The organism is Dulcicalothrix desertica PCC 7102 (assembly GCF_003991905.1).
Taxonomy (GTDB): Bacteria; Cyanobacteriota; Cyanobacteriia; order Cyanobacteriales; family Nostocaceae; genus Dulcicalothrix; species Dulcicalothrix desertica.
In genome coordinates this window covers 706-22,524 of record NZ_RSCL01000003.1, presented here as the reverse complement: position 1 = coordinate 22,524, position 21,819 = coordinate 706, and the positions used below count along the sequence as shown (strand labels likewise).

Below are 21,819 nucleotides of genomic sequence, written 5' to 3'. Positions count from 1 at the left end.
TAACAGCGCACTAAATAAACCCTTAGCAAATTGTCTGTAAGAATCTTCCGCTTTAGTTAATATGATTTTTTTAGTATTTTAGTATTATGAGATTGCGGCTTTTGGTAATAGAATTTAATTCTTCAAAAATGATGGTTTGATATTTATAAATAAAATTGATGTTCATCAGTACTGACCACAGCGCTACTCTACCTTGTAAGCTGGTAAGTTATTTTTGCCAGCCCTGCACTAGGGTCTTGTTATAAAAGGGTTTCTTGTTGGTGATGGAATGGGTATGTTAGGGTTGATGGTGTTAAATGGAAAAGGCGCCGGAGTCGGAGTCGGAGTAGGTTTAGGTTTGACGGTGATAATAAATGCTTTTTCTTGAGGTTGCTGCTTACCAGATTTATCGGTTACTTGAAGAGCAACTCGTGATGGGAAGTTAGTAATAACAGGAAGTTGTATTGTATCACTTGGTTTGACATTGCCATAAGGGTCTAATTTAACTTGAATATTTTCTCCCTCTACTCTCCAACTGAGCGTAACCTTTTCTCCTTCCTTTAGTTCTAGATTTGGTGGTTGGTCACGGTTGTTAATTCTAAAAAAGATAAGTTGAAATGGTTTTGGCAATATTTCAATTTTACTTTCAGCTTGTTTAATACTTTTTCTATTGAATTCATTAAAAGTTTCAACTACTATTTCGGGACTAAAAATTCCAACTTTGTTGACTAAAATATCAATCTCGCATTTAAAGAATTGTGTATCTGGAAAATTTTGTGTACAAGGAACTTTGACTTGAGGGTTTTTAATGGCACTACCATTTGGCTCTTTAAATCGTATATTTAAAGGCGGCATTGCTAGTAAATTATCAGCAGTTTTAAGATTAATTATAGCTTTAAAGACTAACTCAGGATGCGTAATTTTCCACTTTAGATTTACTTTGTCACCTTTTCGATATTGTCGTTTATTTGCTTTAAATTCTATTACTTCTGCGATTGGTCTTTGCGTAACTTCAACAGCTTCAGCGGTTTTGACATCGGTTTGACTTGTGCGCTTAAAAAGTGATGAACCTTGTAAATGAGAGGCTTGCAGTTCAAAAACGTATTTACCTGGATTTTTAATTCCGGTTGGAACACGATTACATCTTAATTCTTCCTGAACTATGCTACAGGGAGGATTTTGATTCTCTTTACTTGGTCGAATTAGCTGGTTAATACTATTTTTATCAAAATTAAGCCCAATGTCATTATTTGGTGGTTGTTTTGTTACCACTGCCAGTTTTTGCATTTGTTTATAGTTATTAATTCTCCAGCTTAAGGTAACTTCATCACCTTCAGTTATTATAGGACTATCAGCACTAAAACTTTCTATTTTTAAAGGGTCAGGGTTTAAAATTCTCCAGATAATATATGAGGTGCCTGCAAATAACCCGAGTCCAAGTAAAATTAATAGTAAAAATTGCCACCAAGAACGCGCTTTCCATGATAAAGTAGCTTGGGGAGATGCGTTAGCTAAAGGATAGCTTTGCATATCCATAACATCAACTTGAAAATTTATTACTAACGATTGACCAAATAAAGGTCGGCGCCACCAATGTCTAGGTTTAACTGTAAGAATTGTTTCTTCAGTCATGTTTGGTAATAATCTTAATTCTTTAGGCTGAAATTTATAAGTGCAAATTTCATCTTCATCCCTACTTTTCGCATTAAAAAATAACTCTCGTATTAAATTACCTTGATTATTTAGTACTAATTGATACTTACCAGGTTTGCGGCTAACTGTTCCTAAAATAGTATGAAGCTCCACACCAACTTGATAATTGCTTGGTATGTTTATATATATCAAATCCAGTAGTATCAAATCTGGATTATTTTCTGAAAGCAAGCGAATTGTTGGAGAATAGCTGCCAGCGAGAGTATCAATAGGAGGACGAAGTTCTAAAGTAATTTCACCTTCTGTATTCGGGTTGAGTTCCAGCGCACTAACATCAAACAACCCCACTCCTTCCACTCCACTAGCAGGATAAGATATTTTAAACCAGTTATCATCTAAATCAGGACAAGTCAAGCGAAATCTGTCTACACGGTTTGAGCGATTTTCGACTTTTACCACCACTTTTAAAGGTTGGTCAAGCCTGTAAGTTATAGGTTTATTTGGATTTGTGGCAGGTATAATCGAAAAACTTGGGTCAAACGCGCGGATTACAGTTTGTTCTTTAAGTAGAACTTTGAGTTGTCCTGGAAAGTTTATTGGAGTATCTTGGGGATAATGCTCAGGAGAATCTACGACAAAAGTATAATCATAAGTTCCCGCAAGCGCATCTGCAGGAATTTCAAAATCAAACGTTACTTCATCACTACTTTCTTTCGGAGCAACAGCTAAACTTGCCCTTGGAGAATTAGACCAACCACTGATTTTTTGAAACGTCTCATCAAAAGTAAAAAATAAATCAATAACAGCGCTTTGGTCTCCTTCATTAATTACAACAGCATAAAATGATACAATGTCCCCTGGCATTCCATATTGAATTCCAGGTGGGTTAATAATAACAGATAGTGGATTAGACATAACAATTGTACTATTTCATTACTATTTAATATGGTGGAGTCTCACTTGAAAATCTTCACTGCCACTGATAACAACATTTTGGCTGCTTTTAAAGTCAACGCTATTAATTTTTTTGTCACTTGGGATATATTTGTTACTTGGAAAAATTATTATACCTTTACCTGTTGGTGATTTTGTTTTGTCGAGTTTATGTTCACGAGTTAAGTGCCATATAATAACTCGTCCGTCATCTCCACCACTAACTAGCAAACTACCATCTTCATTGAATGCTAAAGTACGTATAGGGTTTGATGACTCACCTTGCCAACGGTCTAGTGGTGTACATTCCAAATTATTGATTTGTTGTTGAGTATTGCCTACAGTTTTGCATTGGCTTAAATTCCAAGTTGTAATAAACCCCGATGAATCTGAGGTTGCTAGAATTTTTTCTTTCGAGCTAGGAATAAAAGCTAACCCAAAAACAAAGTCATTCGATCCCCCTCTTCCATCTGACAACTTTTCTAATTTTTGCAAAGATATACCTTTAAACTGATTATTAGATTGATTTGAACCTACAGGCAGTACTAAAAAACGATTAAAGTTACCAGAAGCAACAATTATTTTATCGTCGGGACTCAAAGCTATCGCGCGGATTTGAAACTGTGTTAACTTTTGTTGTTTTTCTAAGTCAAATGTTTCAACTGGCTCTTGCTGAAATTCTGTGTCAACGCTTGTTCTTGACCATCTTCTTAACTTACCTTTGCCAGAACCGCTTAATAAATTCAGTGAGTCTGTAGTAAACGCTAAATCAAATACTCTATCACCTGGTTGTTTAGAATCTTGGAGTGTAATATTTTGTTGACCAGTAGGTACTTTTCTTAACTCGATAACTCCATTATCTAGACCAATAGCAACGCGGTCATTTTCGACTGGCACAAACCGCACAACTCTAATAATATCGTTAGCAATAGCTAATAATCCTTGGCGTTTTTGAAGTTTACTACAAGCTAAAGGTTTTCCTGAAAATTTTACTGTTTCTTCTGGCGGCAATGTATTATTACCTATTCTCCATAATCGTAGTGTACAATCATCTGAAGCACTAACAACAGACGAGCCAATACCGCTAACACGAACAGAATTTACAGAACCTGTATGTGCAATAGCTTCTTCTCTAAACAGTAAAGCTAGTAAAGCAGCTATCAAGGCAAGAATCGCTAACTGAAGCCACAGTGGTATAATTGGTAAAACCTTTAACTCTAAACTTTGAGTTGCAGGGTCTGTACTACCAAGCCTTTGGTCAGATAGTTCTGCTCTTGCTTCTAAAAATAAAGTTTTCCCAACTCCAACCCAAGGACGTTTTGTTGTAACTTCTAAAACAACTTTTGCTGTTTCTGCTAAATCTAGATTTGCAACTTCAGGAAACTTTTTAAATGTACATTTTCCTGAATCTCTACCCCTCATTTGTACATTAATTTCTTGACGAAGATTACTGTTATTTTTAAATAGCAAATCGTATGAAGCAGTTTTTGACTTCCAGTCAGGCAACCACGGGTCCCGCTGCGGAATTCTTTGTTTATACTGTGGGGTGCTAAACTTAATAAAGCCCACAGGTAACACTTCTATATTACCTTTTGCATCTGCTGGATAACTATTATTACTTGTAGCTTCAACAGTAAAGACATAATTTTGACTAGGAGCTTGAACCACAGATGGTGGTTGGCATTGAAAAGTAAGTTCTGTCTGACTACCAGGATTTATTGTAAACCGACGTTCTGCACTATTAGTCACCCAAGATGAATCAATACCCGTAAAACGCAGTAGCACATTACTAGCTACTTGTCCCTGATTTCTAACCCGCACAGGTATATCTATCGAGTTACCAGGATACACTTGAAACGCGCGTATTGGTAATTCAACACTAAGAAGAATAGGTTTATCATCTTGCTCAATTTCCAAACGTAGTGGAAGTCTACGCTCTCGTGCTAACTGAGGAGAAAATATTTTGACAGTCAGATTAACTGTACCAACAAATGCAGGTATAGGTGTATTAAAAATAAAAACTTGGAACTTAGTACTGCTACCAGGAGGTTTAGCAGCAGCAACTTCTGGTTCAAGTCGATACCAGCGATAATCAAGTTTCCGAATTTCACCAGCAGCGATAAGTTCTAATTGAAAATTGGCAAAACGGTCACTATCATTATTAACCGTAACTTCAAAAGAAACCTCACCTTTATTCGGGTAAAACCTTAAACTTGTTGTTGAAAGACTGGCGCCTATAACATTATTACTTTCCATATGATAAATATATAAGAGGGTAACGTGGGCAGTGCCCACCCTACGAAATTATTAACTTTTCAGGCTGTAGTTTTAATCCTTCAAGTTCTTGAGATAATGTAATATTGCCCGCGCTGTAGGTAAATTGGTAGCAAGTAAAACATTGTTAATATTACATATTCTTAACAAAGCTTCTTCACTTGCCTGATTCTTTTGAGGCGCCATCAAATCTCTAATGAAAATAACAGCTAAAATTTCTCCAGAGTTAACTAACGAGTTGATAGCTTGATACCCTCCCGAATTTGCTGGAGGAATTTCTTGCGTAACGCTTAAACCAGTTTGTTTATACAAATCATCGCTGAAAGTTTGCCATGTTCTTGTTAAGCAGTACGATAAAAATTCCTCGTGTTCAGCAACAAGCTCTGTTAGTTCAGATTTTTTGCTATCGTGAGCTACAAGCACTATTTGCTTTTCTTCAAGAACTTTAGCAAGCTGTATAAATGATTTTTCTGATTCAGCTTCCTCTAATTCTGGTTCTTCGGTGTCTAATAAAACTTCTTCGTCGTGACTAGTAGCTATTTCTTCGCCCTTGAGCGGTTGTGTTGAGACAGAAACACTTTCAGGCATTAATTCTTCCTCTAATTGTTCCTCTACATGTTGTTGAGATGGTGTATCTACTTCCACCTTCTCATTATCATTACTTACAGCTTCGATAGTTTCGCGCGCTTCCTCATGATGAGCTTCTTCTGTTTCATGCTCGTCATGTGTATGTGTTGCAACTTCCTCATGTTCCGTGCTAGCAACATTCTCGGTTTGATGTTCAACATCAGTTGCAGCATTATCTTGACTAACAACATCGTGTGCTTGAACAACCGTGTAATCGTGATTTAAGTCCTCTTGCTCCAACTCATGTTCTGTGCTAGCAACATTCTCGGTTTGATGTTCAACATCAGTTGCAGCATTATCTTGACTAACAACATCGTGTGCTTGAACAACCGTGTAATCGTGATTTAAGTCCTCTTGCTCCAACTCATGTTCTGTGCTAGCAACATTCTCGGTTTGATGTTCAACATCAGTTGCAGCGTTATGTTGGTTGATATCACTAAATGGAACTACAGTAGGCTCATCATGATGTTCAAATGCTTCGTTGCTTTCGTGTGGAGATTCAATAGCGCTCTGAGGTATAGTAATATTTTCTGGCTGAATAAAAGTTGGTTCAGATTGTTCAACTTGTTCTGCTGGTTGTTCTTTTTGTTCTACCTCTCTTGAGGTATTGACAACTTCTTGTTGTTCTTTTTGTTCATGAGGAGTTTCAGCGGGGTGCGAACTAACTGATTCATTACTTAATTGATTAATCGCAGGTTGTGGTTCCTGTGCAACACCTTCATTTTGAGAGCGCCAATTAGAAAATACCGAAGGATTAATAATTCTAACAACAGTTTCCGCTTGCTGGGAATCAGGCATTTCATCTTCCAACATCAGCATAAAATCACCAATGCGGATAATATCCCCATTTCTTAGTACGTATGAACGGTCTTTTTCAGCCAATTTACCATTGACTATAGAGCCATTTCTACTACCAACGTCGCAGAAATAGTAATTTCCTCCTTGAGAAAAGAACTTTCCATGTAATCGACTAACATCATCGCTATCGAGAACTAAATCAGAATCAGGAGAACGACCTATTAAACATTCGCTTCCTCGTCTAGTTGTTAAAGTAAGGTCAACTTCCTCGAATTCGGTTTGTGTTGGAGATGTAGTAACTTTTACTTTCATATTCAGGTTGTAGTTAATTTAATAGTGGATTTTCTGGTTAATTTTATTTATTTGGGCTACCCATCGCTGGCGAGCAATATGTTCTAGGTTTAAAATATCGTCTTGCGACCAATGGAAATGATAAGCAATAAAAGCTACCTCCTCATACAAAGTATCTGAGGGGTAGCTCATTACTCCCCCGCGAACTCTAACCTCACATTAAATTGCGTATCACAATGTGGGCAATGCGTTGGAATATGCGTATTTCCTTGCTGATTAATTCGATTATAGAATTCTCTCAGGTATGAAATGTCACGTAGTACTAACCCTTCTAACTGTTCAGAAGTCACAGAGTTAAGACTACCTAAGCGTGAAATAACGCGCGAAAGCATAACTAAAGCGCCGTAAGCTGGATTATCCTGAACTACACGTTCTTGCTGCACCCAAATTTCATCCTTGGCAGTAGCTAAACGCATTACACCATGACGATGTACTCGGTCTTGCGAGTCAATTAATCCTCTAGGAAGCGTAAAATTAAATTCAGTACAAAGTTGCTTACGGCGCATAATTTAAGGTCTTCTTTTTACACTTAACAAACAGCTGGTTCAGAAGAATTTACTGTTTCTTGTGAGGATTTATCTTCCAACCCATTGATTTGACGGTAGAAATCTTGGAGGTAATTTAAATCCTGACTAAAAAAGTTTTCTACTATTGCAGGGGTTACTTCAGATAAGGCGCCTAAACAAGTAATCACGCGCGCCAAAATAATAATGGTGGCATAAGCAGGATTCGCAATTACGCGCGGGTCACGTAAAGGTGAAATCTCGTCTATCGCTGTTGATAACCTCATTACACCTTTACGATGGAGGTTGCCCGAGGTGTCTATATATCCCTTCGGCAATGTAAACTCAAACTCTGTAGCAAACATAGTCTGTCTTCGACCTCCAATTATTTCACCCGTTTAAATTCCTCAAAAGCAACTTCGACTTCCTCAATTTCTATTTCAGTGCTGCGCGCATTAACATCGGCAATTTTGTAACGAGTCGGCCAAGCTCCAGCTAACTCAAACCTAGCAACTTCGACACTTGCTTGATTGTAAATCGACAAAGAAACTAGTTTTCGTTGCTTTGCCCATTGACCTGCTTGAACCTTATCAAACCAGTTCCAAAAATCTACCGAGTTGGTCATACCTCTACGAAGGGTAATATTGCCACTCTTAACATTGCCTGGAATTTTGGTTCTAACTGGCAAACCTTTAGATTGTCCGTTTCCCAAACTTTGAGAAGTAACTTCACAAATTTCAATTACATCCTGTGTTCTTGTAAAACCTTGACACTCCAAAAAGTAAGCTTCAGACTCTTTTTGCCCGTCTAGCGCTAGTCCTAAATAGAAACGATGTGCCGTAAGAATTTCGGAATTTTGTCCACCTGCTTGTACCACTGTCTCTTCCCCCCGTTCCTTTCCCCTTTACCCCCTCTTACTTCACACGTTTAATTCCTTCGTGAACCAATTCGATGGTCTCATTTGCCATATCGCCACCAGATGCTGTTAAGGTAGGACCTGTGTATTTACAGGGATAACAAAATTTGATGTCCCAACGTGCTTTTTCCTCACCTTTTTGGTCGTAAGCAACTACTGAACCTTCCTTACGATTATCTGACCATTTTCGCGGGTCTCCCATGTCTTCGTTACAGTCTTGATACCACTTATACAGGTCTATATCATCAGTAGCGATAACTTTTATTGTTATATTTGTAAATTTTACAACAGTAGGCGTTGCTTGCCGCGAGAGTTTTCCTTGCTTTGATGAGCCGTGAACTTCTTGTGCGGGGGTATTTTCTATACCCAAGCCACTGATTTCTTTGATGAATTTATCTGTGATGTCGCCTGCTGAAAAGTAAAATTTACAAGCTGTAAGAAATTCTCCTGGCATGGTGTTTTAACTCCTTTGTAATTGTTATTTGTTCAAATGAATCATTGGTAAAGACGAAAGGGAGCAGCGTCTCTATTGTTCGTCGTCTTCAATTCCGTTCCACTGGCTGACACGGATGATCACAAATTCTGCTGGTCTAACCGGACATAAACCGACTTCAATGTATAAACGACCTAAAATTCTGGTTTCTGGTGGATTTAATTCTTCATCGCATTTGACGTAAAATGCTTGTTCGGGCGAGGCACCAAATAATGCTCCTTCACGCCAGATTCTTTCCAAGAAATTACTGACTGTTCGTCGCACGCGCGCCCACAAATCTTCGTCGTTTGGCTCGAATACTACCCATTGAGTACCTAGTTCCAAAGATTTTTCGATGTAGCTAATCAATCTACGAACGCTGATATAACGCCATTCAGTTTTATCAGGTTCAACTAGTGTACGGGCGCCCCAAATCCGAATACCTCGATTTGGAAATCTACGAATACAATTTATACCCAATGGGTTTAAAAGTTCTTGCTCACGGAAGTTAGTATCGTAGTCTAAACCGATTACACCTCTAGGTACTTCGTTGGCAGGCGCCTTGTAAACTCCGCGAGTTTCATCAGTACGACCCCAAACTCCCATAACATGACCGCAAGGAGGAACACTAATTGGATTACCACGGTCGCGGGGATTAGCGACTTTAATCCAAGGATAATAAAGGGCGCCGAACATTGAACGACGATTAAATCGGTTCAACCATTCTACAACCTGCTGTGGTTTGGGACAGTCAGGAGGAGAATCAAGAACTACCATGCGGTTAGGTGGGTTGGGAATATCACCATTGTTGGCGCCTTCGCACATACTAAGCATTAATTCCATTATGCCGTGAACTTGGTCTAAGTTCATCAACTCTGACTGATACGCACGCATCAAATCAGGACAAGCAACCATCGTAATTTCATCGATTTCAAATAAACCACGTACCCCTGTACGGTCGTCGCGTACACCCTCAACATCGCTAGAAAATCTAGCAGGTTCTGCGGCAAGTAATGGTGCTGCAAGTTCGTATTGACCGTTCCCAGGACGACGCGCTAAAGGTTGTCCAGTTTGAGATATATCCTCGATAGTTATGAACATCGAATTTCGCAATGCCGCAACCGCATAAGTAGCAAATTGAGCATTCCCATCACGGTTCATCGTCAAGTTGTCATACTCTTCAAGCGTTTCATCTCCTCGACGAATTTGCACCTTAAAGTATTCACCTGTATTTGGTGGTGCCGACCCTTCTGTTCCTTCTGGTAACGCACGAGGTCCACTATCACTAATCAAGATAGTAATCGTGCCGCCTGCTAATTGCTCAGGACGCATATTAAAACGTAGCGCCGGACGGTTGCCTCGACCAGTAATCCGCAATGAAGCTGGTTGTGGGTCAGGTGTTTTAGGAGCGTTAGGTAACTGCGTACCAATACTCGTAATCCAACAGCGGCCACCACCATTCATAAAATAGCCGTAGACAGCAAAAGGCAAGTAAGCATTAAAATCTGTATAACCATCCGAATTAGGACGACTAAAGTAGTTTAAATACTGCGTCCAGTTAGTAACAAGCATCGGCTTAAACAACTCAGCCCCACCGCGCACATCTTCAGTAAAGCCAACAAATCCAGCTATTGCCGTACTAACACCTTCTATAGGACGACTACCTCGGTCTATTTCTTCGATATAGACACCAGGAGCAAAATAATCAAGTCTTGGCATTAAAAATATCTCCAATCTAATCAATGTAAAAAATATCACCCACCCACAACCATACTCAGCACTCAGCACTCAACACTCAGCACTCAGCACTCAGCACTATACAGGAGTTAACGAGATTTCCTTGAAGGTACAGCCCACACCATCTACCAATGCATTCACTTGACAGGGTAAATATCTTGAACTCGTAATTTCTAACACGTAGTTACCATTACGAAGTTCTTCAAAATAAAATAACCCTTCTTTATTGGTAGTAGACGACTTTTGTGTTCCTATCACCTTAACTTCTATTTGCTGCATTGGCAGATTGGTAACAGCACTTCTGACAACTCCTGCGACTACTACCCGCTTGGTGATAGTTTCAATATTTCCATTTCCATTTCCATTTCCATTTTCACCTAGATTTTCAGTATCAAAACTATTCTTAAGTCGAAAAATTCGTTCCCAAACTAGAGAGACTGGAGACACTTGCGGCTCTACTGGCACTGTCACCATCAAATACAAAGCTGGACGTAAAGGTATAGTTAGCGCACTCCATAAAGACCCAGCCTCAATTTGCGGCTCCACGCAAACCGTCATATTCAAACTTCCAAAACCGCGCAACTCCGGTACCAAAAACTCTTCCTTCAGTGCCCGGTGACGCAGTAGTAACGCCAAAGCTTGCGACAGCAGGTAATGTTCACCTAAAGCTGTCCTATCCCAAGCCGTTAGCACCATAGAGACATCAAACCAGGATGGAGACCAGTTTACAGTAGCAGGTTGCAAAGCTTGTGTTAGCTTGCGCTCAACTTGCCTTCCCGAATGTTGGATCTGCTTACTCTCACGAACATCATATATATACAAATTGAGAATGGCGCCACCACCTTCTTCTTTACGCTTACTCGGATGACTAAACTCAATTTGTTCCGTATTATTAACTGATGTACCTCCAGCAAGAATAGAAGCTAGGGTTTGAAGAATAAAAATAAGCATGTGTTCGCATGATTTCTACACGCACAAAAGAATGTTTTTCGTATACATCTAGGTTATAAGAAGCAAACCTTTGTGGTAATTAGACTTTTGTCGAGATTTGATTTCGCTTTATACAACAGCTTTATACAACAGCTTTGTGGAATTCTAATCCTTGCCCGTTACCCCAAATTTATTACTACATTGATATATCTTTAGGAAACTGAAGCATTTTTATAATTCCTAAACCTTCAACAGACCGAGCTACATACAATAAACTTTACAAATAAAAAATTAATTTTTCATAAGGAAGCCCGATTTGTACGCAATATAAAGATATATTAAGAAAACTTAACAAAACAGCTTCATATTGCATAACCCTATTTAAACCCCCACTAAATAAGAGTAAAGGGAAAATTTAGTTGTGAAGGTGAGTAAAGCTATGACCATCAGCTTCTCTCTCGAGACACCAAAAAATGACTTTCATTTAAAGAAAGCGCCAAATGTAGAAAGTGTCAGAAGCTTTGTAGAACTGCAAGCAGAGCAACTAGTTTCTCAGGGAACAATTTGCTTTGCCCGTATTGTCTACTACGATTCAGTATCAAAATCACATGAAGAGGTAATTTGTTACGCAGATAATCAACCTAGTTTTTCTCAAAAAGATATAGCATATATCAGGTCAGAAACTTGGTTAACAGATTTTCCTCACGTGTGGGATGTTTCGGAGTTTAAACTCGCACATCCTACTGAGTCATTTACTTATGTTTGTCCTATCGGCTATAAAAATCAAAAACCAGAATACATCCAAATAGTTACTCATAAACCTCTTTCTTTACAACTTCAAAATTATGTAAGGAATGCTGCAAAAATTCTAGGTAAATATATTGATGTTTACTCAGAAAAATTACAGCATAAATATCAAATTCAGTTACTAGAGCATGTCCTTCATAAAGTTGGTCATCAACTGCGGAACTATATAGCATTGATAAAACTTTATGCACAAAATTTACTTATAGGACTGCAAGATAGCTCGTATATTGAACAAGCAAAAGTAATTTGTGAGAGCGTAGAAGATTTAGACGCAAATTTAACGGACATCATCTCCTGCGGTCAAGGAACTATACTAAAGATAACTTCTCAAGACTTAAGAAGCCTAGTAGACGAAAGTATAAAATCTTTTCAGCCATTAATTAATGACAAAAAATTAAAAGTTCATGTACCTCAAACATCTGCTACATTACCGTTAGATAGATTGCAGATGAAGCAAGTGTTTGATAACTTGCTTGGCAATGCAATTCACTTTAGCTATGAAAATGGCGTTATTACTTTTAGCTGGCAAGTATTTCATGAAGAAATATTAATCAAGATTTTAGACGAAGGACCAGGAGTATCACAAGAAGACATGCAAAAAATGTTCACCCCTTTTTACTCACGGCGCCCAGGAGGTACAGGGTTAGGTTTAACTATAGCCAAGAAAATAGTATTAGACCATTATGGAAATATTTGGGCACACAGTGTATCAGGAGGAGGTACACAGTTTTCTATAATTTTACCTACTAAAAAGAATTAAGGGACGAGCAGACTAAAATGGAAAAGATTATGAACAATAAACTAATATCTATTGTGCTTGTAGACGACGAAGAACGCTTTCGTGAAGGACTGCGAACTCTTCTAACTTTTTATAGTACTAGTGCTTCATTTGCTGTAAACATTGTTGGTGAAGCTAATTGTGTCGAGCAAGTTGTAAAATTAGCAATTCAGAAAAATCCAGATATAATTTTGCTCGATTTAGAATTGGTAAATAGCGATGGAATTACCGCAATAGAACGATTGAAAGATATTTCTTACGCTGGTAAAATCTTGGTATTATCTGCTCACCAAGAAGATGATTGGGTTTTTCAAGCTATGCAAAAAGGCGCCTCTGGTTATGTTTTTAAAAACCGTGTGGCAAATCAGCTTTGTGATGCAATAAACACAGTACTTCGGTCAGAAATATATTTGCCACCAGAAGCAGCAAGTGGATTTTTTCGTTGTTTTCAGCAAAATGCTAGTGCTGTCTCTAAGGCATCTCATCAATTGCACTTAACTGAAAGAGAACAAGAAGTCTTACAATTGTTAACTCAAGGCGCCTCGAATGACGAAATTGCCAAAAATCTGTATGTAACCGTCGCTACAGTCAAAGCTCATCTTACAAGTATTTTCGAGAAATTGAAAGTTAGTAGCAGAACTCAGGCAATTGTAACTGCAATCAGATTAGGATTAGTCCAAGCTTAGTATTTTATTTATTTTTCACTTGTATATGCTTTCTATAGAATCATTTTACAAAGAGTATCCGTGTTCTTACAATTCACCCTTGAATTGCGATAAACCATTAGAAACCATTAAGGAAGTCAAGGGAGCTAAGTTCTGTTTTGAGTGTGGTTTTCCAACAAATTTACCAGATGAAGTAGAAATTAAAGGATACAGAGGTAGTTATCGGGTAACAAAGTACTTGGGTGTGCGGGGGTTTGGACGTTTATATTCGGGTGTACAGATAAGAGACCAACAGCCAGTACTAATTAAAGAATACTTACTACCGAGTCGTAGTTTTAACCTAGATGAAACTTTCAAACGTAAAGAAACTTTTAAACGCATAGGAGGAGTAGAATTAGCAGATGGTCGAGTTCAAAATTTTCGCTTGATTCAAACTTGGGAAGCTATTGCACCCGAACAGGGAGAACGCTGCTATTTAATTACTAAAGATATACAACCATCCCAAACTTTACGTCAGTACTTAAAGCAATATGGTGCAATGGAGCCAGAGCAAGTCCGCGAGTTTTTAGATGAGGTGCTACAAACTTTAGTATTTATGCACTCACAAAAACTACGTTTTCCCTCGAATCAAATCCAGCGAGGTTTGGAGCATGGCAACATTAATTTAGATAGCGTATTAATAAAAGTAGAAAATAAACAGAGATTTGTGACATACCTTTGTGATATAGCCATCTGGGAAAACCTGTTTGTTCCTCCTAGCATTGCTCAACCCGCAGTTACAACAATGGCACAAGATTTAGAAGCTTTAGGGTTAGTAGCATTTCAGTTGTGGGTCGGCAAAACACAATCTGTTGACCCTAAAGAGGATCAAGCATGGCCTGATACTGATATTCATTTAAAGAAGTACCTGTATCGTTTGCTTTCTCTTGACACGAGTTATAAAAGTGCAGAAATCGCGCGTACTGAACTGCTAAAACTTCCTAAACCTGATCAAAGCGGTATACTACCATCGTCTGACCTTGAAGAACACAAACGCTTCCCGAAGTTTTTTTTAAACCCTTGGTTTTGGCTCTTGATACTAGCCTTTTTATTGATTGGTGGCGCCTGGTATTATTTTTGGCACCTAAAAAAAATGGATGACGATAAATTTGCAGATTGGCAAGCACTTGTGCCGAATTTCTCCAACGTAAATAACGTACCTCCTGGTAAATTTACATACACTGGAGAACAAAATGGCACTTGGACTTTTATTTTGACACAGGCGCCTGAGAACGAGAGCAGATTAAACGATATATTAACCAAGCCCATACAAAATGCTTTCACGACATTTGAGTATCAAGGAGTTGTATCCGAGAATATTGCTACAGCTAGTCAACCTTTAAAAATAGTGTTAGGTGAAGTAGAAAAGCAATCAAAAGACTTTGCTATGACTTCATTAGAAGAGAAAATGATAAATTTAAACAACAAGAAAGTTGCTTATGATGGTTTGCTAGTATTTGTCGCGTTTAGTAAAAACAACTCTAATCTCCCTGCCGCTTTGGGTGGAAAAATTTCTCTTGAACAACTGCGTAAGATATATACAGGCGAATATACAGACTGGCGCCAAGTTAACCCAAATCTTTCTAGTCTTAAGATTGAACCTTTTGTTCCAACCGAACCAGAGGCAGTACAGCAATTCAAAAAGCTAGTTCTAGCAAACAATGAGCAATATATAAGTTTATTTGAGCAGAAGTTTGCTCAATTTCGTGAGAACACAGGTACTACGCAAATCAGGATACGTACAGCAATTGAAAACAAAAAAACTACTGGTATCATCAGTTTCGGTATTCTTAGCAAAACCTGGGATCAGTGTTCGGGTTATCCTCTAGCAATAGTCGATAAAAATGACCAAATGATTCAACCACTATTTCGTCGCGTTACAAGGCGTGCAATTAACCCAACAGATGACTTATGTGATAAAGCCAATTACTTTGATGTCGAAACATTTGAATCAGATGGTATAGTAAAATATCCTTTGGGGTATGCAGTGTATGTAGTGTATCCTAAAAAGAGTGATGTTCAGCCAACGGGGTTAATTTTTGCTAATATGCTGAAAACCCGCCAAGGTCAGTGTTTACTAAATAAGGTAGGTCTTGTTCCCTTACAACCTATGCCTAATGATATAAATTATGCCTGCGAATCGGTGTCCAAACCCTAGCTGCGAGTATTTTAATCGTGCCTTGCCAAATAATGCCAAGGTATGTCCTTGGTGTTCAACTCCTTTAGGTAATGTAATTCCTCCTCAAGGGAGTAACCCACCACCTGCTCAACCGACACCACCAATACAAGAACAACCGAACTATCAACCTCCTCCTTCTCCTAATTATTCAAATCCAAATCCAAATTCAAATCCAAATTATTCAACACAATATCAGGAGCGTGGATATACTTCACCACCTCCACCTGCCCCCTCCGTACCTTCTTCCAGACTGCCAGTTTTCAAACTTATCCACTCCACCGGCAGAGAATTTTACCTATCGGGTGAAGTCGGTTCGCTCGGACGCCGTACTCAAAGTATGCCAACTCCACCAGAAATTGACTTAACAGGCATTCCTCAAGAAGGTATTGTTTCTCGGCGCCATGCTCGTATATTTTGGGACTGGTCGCAAAACGCTTATATGCTTGTTGATACAAGTACAAATGGAATTTATTTAAACGGAAATCTTCTTAATGCTGGTGTATCTTACCGCATACTCAACGGTGATACTTTACAACTCGGTCAAGATAACTTAGTTACTTTTACTGTATCTGTTGGATAATTTATACCCCTATCCTTGGCAAGGGCAGGGGTTGACAACTGTTGCTGAAATACCTAGGTATTCCGATAATTAGTAAGTAAATTACGAGATTATAGCTGAAGACATGGAAAGATATGTATCGATAGGAGAAGCAGCCCAAATAAAAGGTGTAAGTGTTGATACGTTGAGACTTTGGGAAGAAAAAGAGATATTAATACCTGTAAGGACAGAAGGTGGGCATCGCAGGTACAAACTTTCTGACCTTTTGGGTGCAAACAACAATACAGATAAAAAGACAGTAGCTTATGCAAGAGTGTCTAGTCATGACCAAAAAGCTGATTTAGAGAGACAAGCATTGGTTCTGTCTGCATACTGTGAACATCAAAATTACAACTATATCCTTATTCAAGACTTAGGTAGTGGACTTAATTATAAGAAAAAGGGACTGAAGAAGTTAATCGATTTAATTCTAATTGAAGAAGTTGATCGGTTGATTATTACTAACAAAGATAGGTTGTTAAGATTTGGTTCCGAATTGATTTTTGGACTTTGCGAGCATTTCGGGGTGGAAGTTATTATCCTCAATAAGAAAGAAGATGCTTCGTTTGAGGAAGACTTAGCCAAAGACGTTTTGGAAATTATAACAGTTTTCTCCGCACGTCTTTACGGTAGTCGTTCTCGAAAAAATCAAGAAATCTTGAAAAATATTGTCAAAGCTCTTGACAGCCAGAATAGTCTAGATTAATGTAGATATTTATCGGGCGTGATTCTGGGTCGTTAAATGTCTACCATCACTTATGTGAAAGGATTGCCAACACCGTCAAAAGAAATGAACAATCTTGGTTTTACTAAGTTTGAAATGTTCTTGACGGATTTCTCATTACTTTTCAGACAAGCAACTATCAAGGCTGTTGATATTATCTTGTCATCGAACAACTTTGAAAAAATAAAAAGTCAATTAAATACGCAACTACAAAAAGAGTTTAATCTAAGTAAAAGACAAGTTAATGGAGTAATAACACTCGCATTAAGCAAAGTTTGTTCAGCTTCAGAATGCCGCAAAAACCATATAAAACAGCTAGAAGGAAAGTTAAAATCAGCATTGACATGGATTAAAAATGCTGAAAAAAGACTGTTAGACAGTCAGAAATTTTATGCGAAGAAAAACTGGCTCCAATCCAAAACTGGATGCAAGTTTCCTTTATGCTGCGATTTAAACACAGGTTGTTCTAATTGGCACAGTCTCAAATTCCAAATTCATAACAAAAAACGTTATGTCTACCAACTTGATCAGAAAATAGCTCACCTAAAAACGGCACGTCTTAGAGTAAAGGTTGCAAGCAGTGAAGTTTTTATAGTTGGTTCAAGTGATGAAAGCTTTGGTAATCAAACTTGTCAATATGATGGTTTAAAACTTTCATTCCGTGTCCCATATTGTTTAGAAGCGTCTTATGGTAAATACGTTGAAACTGAGATAGGAAACTTTGATAGAAATATTAATAGGTTGCCTTTATGCGGAGCTAAAACTTGGCACTTTTATAGAAAAAATAATCGTTGGATTGTAGCAGTACAATTCACGCCAAAACCTGTGCCCAAGGTTAGTAGAGCAATTCAATACGGCGCTATTGGTATAGACATAAATCCTGGGTCTATAGGTTGGGCTTATGTAGATAACTGTGGCAATTTAAAAGAATTTGGTACTATTCCATTACAATCCGGTCTCGGTAAAAATTTTAATTCCCAACAGTTAGTTAACGCAAGTCTTGAACTAGCAACACTGGCAACTAAATATGCTTGTCCAGTTATTTGTGAGGAATTAGATTTTAGCAAGAAAAAAGAATTATTACGGGAGAAAGGTAGAAAATATGCACGAATGTTATCAAATTTTGCTTACAGTAAATTGTATCAATTCCTTGAATCAATACTTTCAAACAGAGGAATTAGTTTATATAAAAAGAATTCTGCCTACACGTCAATTATTGGATTAGTAAAATATTCCAAAATGTATGGTCTAAGTAGCGATGTTGCAGCTGCTTTAGTCATAGCAAGAAGAGGAATGAATCTGTCTGAGAGATTACCCGCATCCGTGTCCGCTTATCTTGAAGTGAATCCAAGAAAACACGTATGGAGCGGTTGGTCGAAATTGAATAAAATCACTTTGAACGCTGCCATAATCAAGTCACGGCACGATTATTTCAGCGTCCCTAACTGGAGAATGGTGGTTAAGGATATTGTCGAGCAAGTACGTGTAAAAACTGAACGTCGGGCAGCATCCAAGTCTACTTAGTAGCGTTTCCATTCTTATTCAAAGTAAGTTATACCGTGGACTTGGATAGAGGAAACTAGATTTTCCTAGATTTTTAGAAGCGGTTAGGATAGAATTATTTAAGAAGTACCAACTTTTTATTCTTGCGTTTTAGCACTCGTACAGCGCCTAAAGAGGCAAGCGTTAGCACACCAACAACCACCGAAGGTTCAGGTACTGATTTATTACCACTCTTAATTGATGCTAGTGCAGCGCTAGCAATTAAACTGTGGGCGCGCTCCGAAGGATGCACATCATCAAAGAACACAAAATCATTCGGGTTACTACAGACATTTGTTACTGATAAAAAATTCCCAGTTACACAAGCATCTACAACATTTTCAAAACCAAATGAGCTAGGATTTGCGCGCACTGTTTTAAACAGTGTATTAATATCAACAGAATAGATATTTAAATCGGGTCTCGCAGTGCGAAGATTATCCAAAGCTGATGCTAGTTCCTTGTTATGCTCTTGTGCTAAACCGTTTAATACTCCAGTCGCACCTCGAACCCTTGCAAAAGGAGTGTCGCCTAAATCTGGTAAGTTAAACACTAAGAAATTCTTAGCATTTTTTTGAGCAAGTAAATCAATCGAGCTTGCTAAATTTGTAACTACTTGACTAACATTTGTATTACCTGCAATGTAATCATTTGAACCACCAAAAATAGAGTATATAGCATTTGAATCAACAGGTACATTTGGTTGTGAACTAAATAAACCAACTTGCCCTACTACACCTGGTATATCACCTTGAAAACCAGGGAACGTAGCACTTATACCTGATTGGGCGCCACCCAAAGCAAAATTTACACCACCTTGGCTCCCAAGGCTAGGATTTAATTGGAGAGGAAGGGCAGGTGTAGGTGTTTTACCAATTTGTTGACCAAAATAATCAACCCATATTGGACCATTAGAAAAACGTCCCTGAAAATAAGCAGGCTGTCCTAAAGAACTTGTAGGTACAGGTATTGTACCTTTTGTCGCAGTAAATGTATTACCCGTATCAGAGAGACTATCACCAAAAACAAAAAACTGACTAAAATTAAAATCCGCAGCCATTGCCTTCGATGACGACATTACAGAGAAGATAATGCATCCAGCAGCTAGTAATACTTTTTTCATATCGATGTATCAATTGGTTATTTATCTACTGTTGCTGTATATGTTCACTAATTAGAACATATGTATGTAATATTACTTAAATACACGAATAATCTTAAACTATGACCACTATAATATCGTGTGTTTAGCTAAAATTTTTAGAAAAGTGTTGCATCTACAAGAATATTGTAAAGAATTTATGAACTCAATTGTTTATGTTTAAACTTTTACCTAAGAACTGTAGGTTGGGTGAAGGCACCTCGATACCCAACACACAATCTCATAGCATCGGCGCCTTTTGTAATTGTAATGATAAAGCGTGCCATCCAACATATATATAAGTTAGACCTTTGGCTACTTTTGATTCTGAAGCTGTGCCTTTAGCCTAGATTTAATAGCATACGTTGGACTTTGATTACAACAGCGATGGTGCTAAATGTACACAGTTAGCAATTATGGACTTAGAGAAAAGAGAAATTTTTTATACACCCCTTGGGGACGTTGGTGGTACAGCGGGATATGCCGATATTCCAGCGGTATCTAATCCTAGTAAAGTTTCTTCCGAGGCAGAACAATGTCTCAAAGACTCGCTTAAACTTGCTAAACTCACCCAGCGAGTGTATGAACTATTACTAGAAGATATTCGTAATCAACGAGAGAGAGTAAGTAACTACGGTCAAAAAAGGTGGTTCTAATGGCAGGTAATAACAGCAACGTTACTCATGAATTGAATTATGTTACAACTAATCGGTTTTATATTGAGATAGAAAGTACTATCGCTGCATCTTTTACAGAATGTTCAGGACTAGGCGCCCAAATTCACAAAAAGGTCATCCCAGAAGGAGGTGTTAATGACCAACAGAGGGTGTATTTAGGACACGTAGAATTTAATGATGTGACATTAAAGCGAGGTGTTACCGACCATCCAGGTTTTTGGAACTGGATAAGTGAAGTTTTTGACGAAAATCTAATAACATCTCGACGCAACGTGAATATTTTAGTATTTAACCAAGCTGGTGAAACAATGATGAGTTGGACACTTATAGGTGCTATTCCTATTGCTTGGAAGGCGCCTGCACTGCAAGCAGATGGTTCGGCTGCCGCAATAGAGGAATTAACTTTAGCTTATGAAGGTCTACAATTCGGCAAAGAAAAAGGTGGTGGCAATCAGTCAACAAGAGCGAAGTCAGGGTTCTTTGCTTCCAAATAAATCAAGGATTAAATAGGATTAAAGTTATATATGGAAAACATTCAACAATTAGGGAGTAAAGTAAATGGACTTGGATTAGGAAAATCTTTAGTTCAACCCGATAAATTAACATTGAGGCAAGAATCTAATTATCGCCTCAGCAATTCCGCTTATTCTCTTGCTAGTCATACACCGCTAACCACATCCAAATTTTTACCGCGTCGTCAAAACAATAAATTTTTCAACATTGATTCTTTAGTAAATTTCAATTCTTGGAATGATAGTGATGGAAGTATTGACTTTCCAGAACTAGAGAATTATCAAGAGCAAAACACAAGTACTTCTAGTGATGATGTATTATCAACTCACAATCAAAGCATTGTTAATAACAATCCACAAACAGAGACATTAAATTCAAATAACTTAGGTAATTTAAATACACCTACAGGTGAAAAAGCAAACAAAAAATCTCAGAAAAAACCAAAATCTAAACCGACATCAAATTCCAAACCTCAACAGAAAAAAACAAACAAATCTTCCAAGACAAGTACGAAGGCTTCAGAAATTGTACCATTACAGCAAGCATCCCACCAAACAATTAACCCAACAACAGCAAATTTAGAAACAACCGTACAAACATCTGAGCAACCAGTACCACATCAAGCTCCAGAAGTTGTACCATTACAACAAGCTTTAAACCAAACACCTAACCTAACAACGACGAATTTAGAAACAACGGCACCTGTTTTTGAACAAACAGTATCACCTAAAACTTCTGAAGCTGACGCATTACAACAAGCATCAAATCAGAATAATAACCCGACTATACAAAATATAGAAACAACGGCGCCTATTTTAGGTCAACCTGTATTACCACAAACTTCAGAAGTTAAACCATTACAACAAGCATCAAATCAGAATAATAACCCGACTATACCAAATGTAGAAACAACCCTACCAACTTCTGAGCAACCAGTACCACTTCAAACTTCACAAACAGTACCATTACAGCAAGCTTCAAAC

The 21,819-nt window shown here is 38.0% G+C and carries 20 protein-coding genes; 9 read left to right on the top strand and 11 right to left on the bottom strand.

Annotation, left to right across the window (positions count from 1 at the left end; all coding sequences use genetic code 11):
• Positions 1-228 precede the first annotated feature (228 nt).
• From DSM106972_RS06715 to DSM106972_RS06675, 10 genes are all read right to left on the bottom strand, one after another.
• Complete coding sequence (locus tag DSM106972_RS06715; protein WP_127079994.1) at positions 229-2,547, bottom strand: COG1470 family protein; 2,319 nt, start codon at positions 2,545-2,547, stop codon at positions 229-231.
• Between the two features lie 21 nt (positions 2,548-2,568).
• A complete protein-coding gene (locus tag DSM106972_RS06710; protein WP_127079993.1) occupies positions 2,569-4,821 on the bottom strand; it encodes a WD40 repeat domain-containing protein in 2,253 nt (750 codons plus the stop codon).
• A gap of 72 nt (positions 4,822-4,893) precedes the next feature.
• Positions 4,894-6,576: an FHA domain-containing protein gene (locus DSM106972_RS06705; RefSeq protein WP_127079992.1), complete on the bottom strand. Its 1,683-nt coding sequence runs from the start codon at positions 6,574-6,576 to the stop codon at positions 4,894-4,896.
• Between the two features lie 18 nt (positions 6,577-6,594).
• Positions 6,595-6,747, bottom strand: coding sequence for a DUF6760 family protein (locus DSM106972_RS52130; RefSeq protein ID WP_170213559.1), 153 nt, complete (start codon positions 6,745-6,747; stop codon positions 6,595-6,597).
• Complete coding sequence (locus DSM106972_RS06700) at positions 6,747-7,121, bottom strand: phage tail assembly protein (RefSeq protein ID WP_127079991.1); 375 nt, start codon at positions 7,119-7,121, stop codon at positions 6,747-6,749. The genes DSM106972_RS52130 and DSM106972_RS06700 overlap by 1 nt, the downstream gene beginning before the upstream one ends.
• Before the next feature lie 23 nt (positions 7,122-7,144).
• A complete protein-coding gene (locus DSM106972_RS06695; protein WP_127079990.1) occupies positions 7,145-7,483 on the bottom strand; it encodes a hypothetical protein in 339 nt (112 codons plus the stop codon).
• A gap of 20 nt (positions 7,484-7,503) precedes the next feature.
• Complete coding sequence (locus tag DSM106972_RS06690) at positions 7,504-7,995, bottom strand: phage tail protein (RefSeq protein WP_127079989.1); 492 nt, start codon at positions 7,993-7,995, stop codon at positions 7,504-7,506.
• 37 nt (positions 7,996-8,032) lie between these two features.
• Complete coding sequence (locus tag DSM106972_RS06685) at positions 8,033-8,488, bottom strand: phage tail protein (protein WP_127079988.1); 456 nt, start codon at positions 8,486-8,488, stop codon at positions 8,033-8,035.
• 72 nt (positions 8,489-8,560) lie between these two features.
• On the bottom strand, positions 8,561-10,225 hold the full coding sequence (locus DSM106972_RS06680; protein ID WP_127079987.1) for a phage tail sheath family protein: 1,665 nt from the start codon (positions 10,223-10,225) through the stop codon (positions 8,561-8,563).
• Between the two features lie 96 nt (positions 10,226-10,321).
• Complete coding sequence (locus tag DSM106972_RS06675; protein WP_127079986.1) at positions 10,322-11,194, bottom strand: Pvc16 family protein; 873 nt, start codon at positions 11,192-11,194, stop codon at positions 10,322-10,324.
• A gap of 418 nt (positions 11,195-11,612) precedes the next feature.
• Between DSM106972_RS06675 and DSM106972_RS06670 the strand changes: the two genes are divergently transcribed.
• From DSM106972_RS06670 to DSM106972_RS06645, 6 genes are all read left to right on the top strand, one after another.
• Positions 11,613-12,740, top strand: coding sequence for a sensor histidine kinase (locus DSM106972_RS06670; protein WP_127079985.1), 1,128 nt, complete (start codon positions 11,613-11,615; stop codon positions 12,738-12,740).
• Positions 12,741-12,769: 29 nt separating this feature from the next.
• Positions 12,770-13,444 carry a response regulator gene (locus tag DSM106972_RS06665; RefSeq protein WP_127079984.1) on the top strand — a complete coding sequence of 225 codons (675 nt, stop codon included), beginning with the start codon at positions 12,770-12,772 and terminating at the stop codon, positions 13,442-13,444.
• Between the two features lie 79 nt (positions 13,445-13,523).
• Entirely contained in the window at positions 13,524-15,620 is a 2,097-nt protein-coding gene (locus DSM106972_RS06660) for a substrate-binding domain-containing protein (RefSeq protein ID WP_233787719.1), read from the top strand.
• A complete protein-coding gene (locus DSM106972_RS06655) occupies positions 15,592-16,221 on the top strand; it encodes an FHA domain-containing protein (RefSeq protein ID WP_127079982.1) in 630 nt (209 codons plus the stop codon). Before DSM106972_RS06660 ends, DSM106972_RS06655 begins: the two co-directional genes overlap by 29 nt.
• Before the next feature lie 103 nt (positions 16,222-16,324).
• Positions 16,325-16,945, top strand: coding sequence for an IS607 family transposase (locus DSM106972_RS06650; protein WP_127079981.1), 621 nt, complete (start codon positions 16,325-16,327; stop codon positions 16,943-16,945).
• Between the two features lie 36 nt (positions 16,946-16,981).
• Positions 16,982-18,487: a hypothetical protein gene (locus DSM106972_RS06645; RefSeq protein ID WP_170213558.1), complete on the top strand. Its 1,506-nt coding sequence runs from the start codon at positions 16,982-16,984 to the stop codon at positions 18,485-18,487.
• Positions 18,488-18,581: 94 nt separating this feature from the next.
• Here the strand turns inward: DSM106972_RS06645 and DSM106972_RS06640 are convergent, their stop codons facing one another.
• Positions 18,582-19,628 carry an SGNH/GDSL hydrolase family protein gene (locus DSM106972_RS06640; RefSeq protein WP_127079980.1) on the bottom strand — a complete coding sequence of 349 codons (1,047 nt, stop codon included), beginning with the start codon at positions 19,626-19,628 and terminating at the stop codon, positions 18,582-18,584.
• Positions 19,629-20,011: 383 nt separating this feature from the next.
• On the opposite strand from DSM106972_RS06640, the gene DSM106972_RS06635 reads away from it, so the two are divergent.
• From DSM106972_RS06635 to DSM106972_RS06625, 3 genes are all read left to right on the top strand, one after another.
• Entirely contained in the window at positions 20,012-20,302 is a 291-nt protein-coding gene (locus tag DSM106972_RS06635; RefSeq protein WP_233787718.1) for a hypothetical protein, read from the top strand.
• On the top strand, positions 20,302-20,817 hold the full coding sequence (locus DSM106972_RS06630; protein ID WP_127079979.1) for a phage tail protein: 516 nt from the start codon (positions 20,302-20,304) through the stop codon (positions 20,815-20,817). The genes DSM106972_RS06635 and DSM106972_RS06630 overlap by 1 nt, the downstream gene beginning before the upstream one ends.
• A gap of 30 nt (positions 20,818-20,847) precedes the next feature.
• Positions 20,848-21,819 (top strand): hypothetical protein (locus DSM106972_RS06625; protein ID WP_201800693.1); only part of this gene is annotated, 972 nt, incomplete at its 3' end.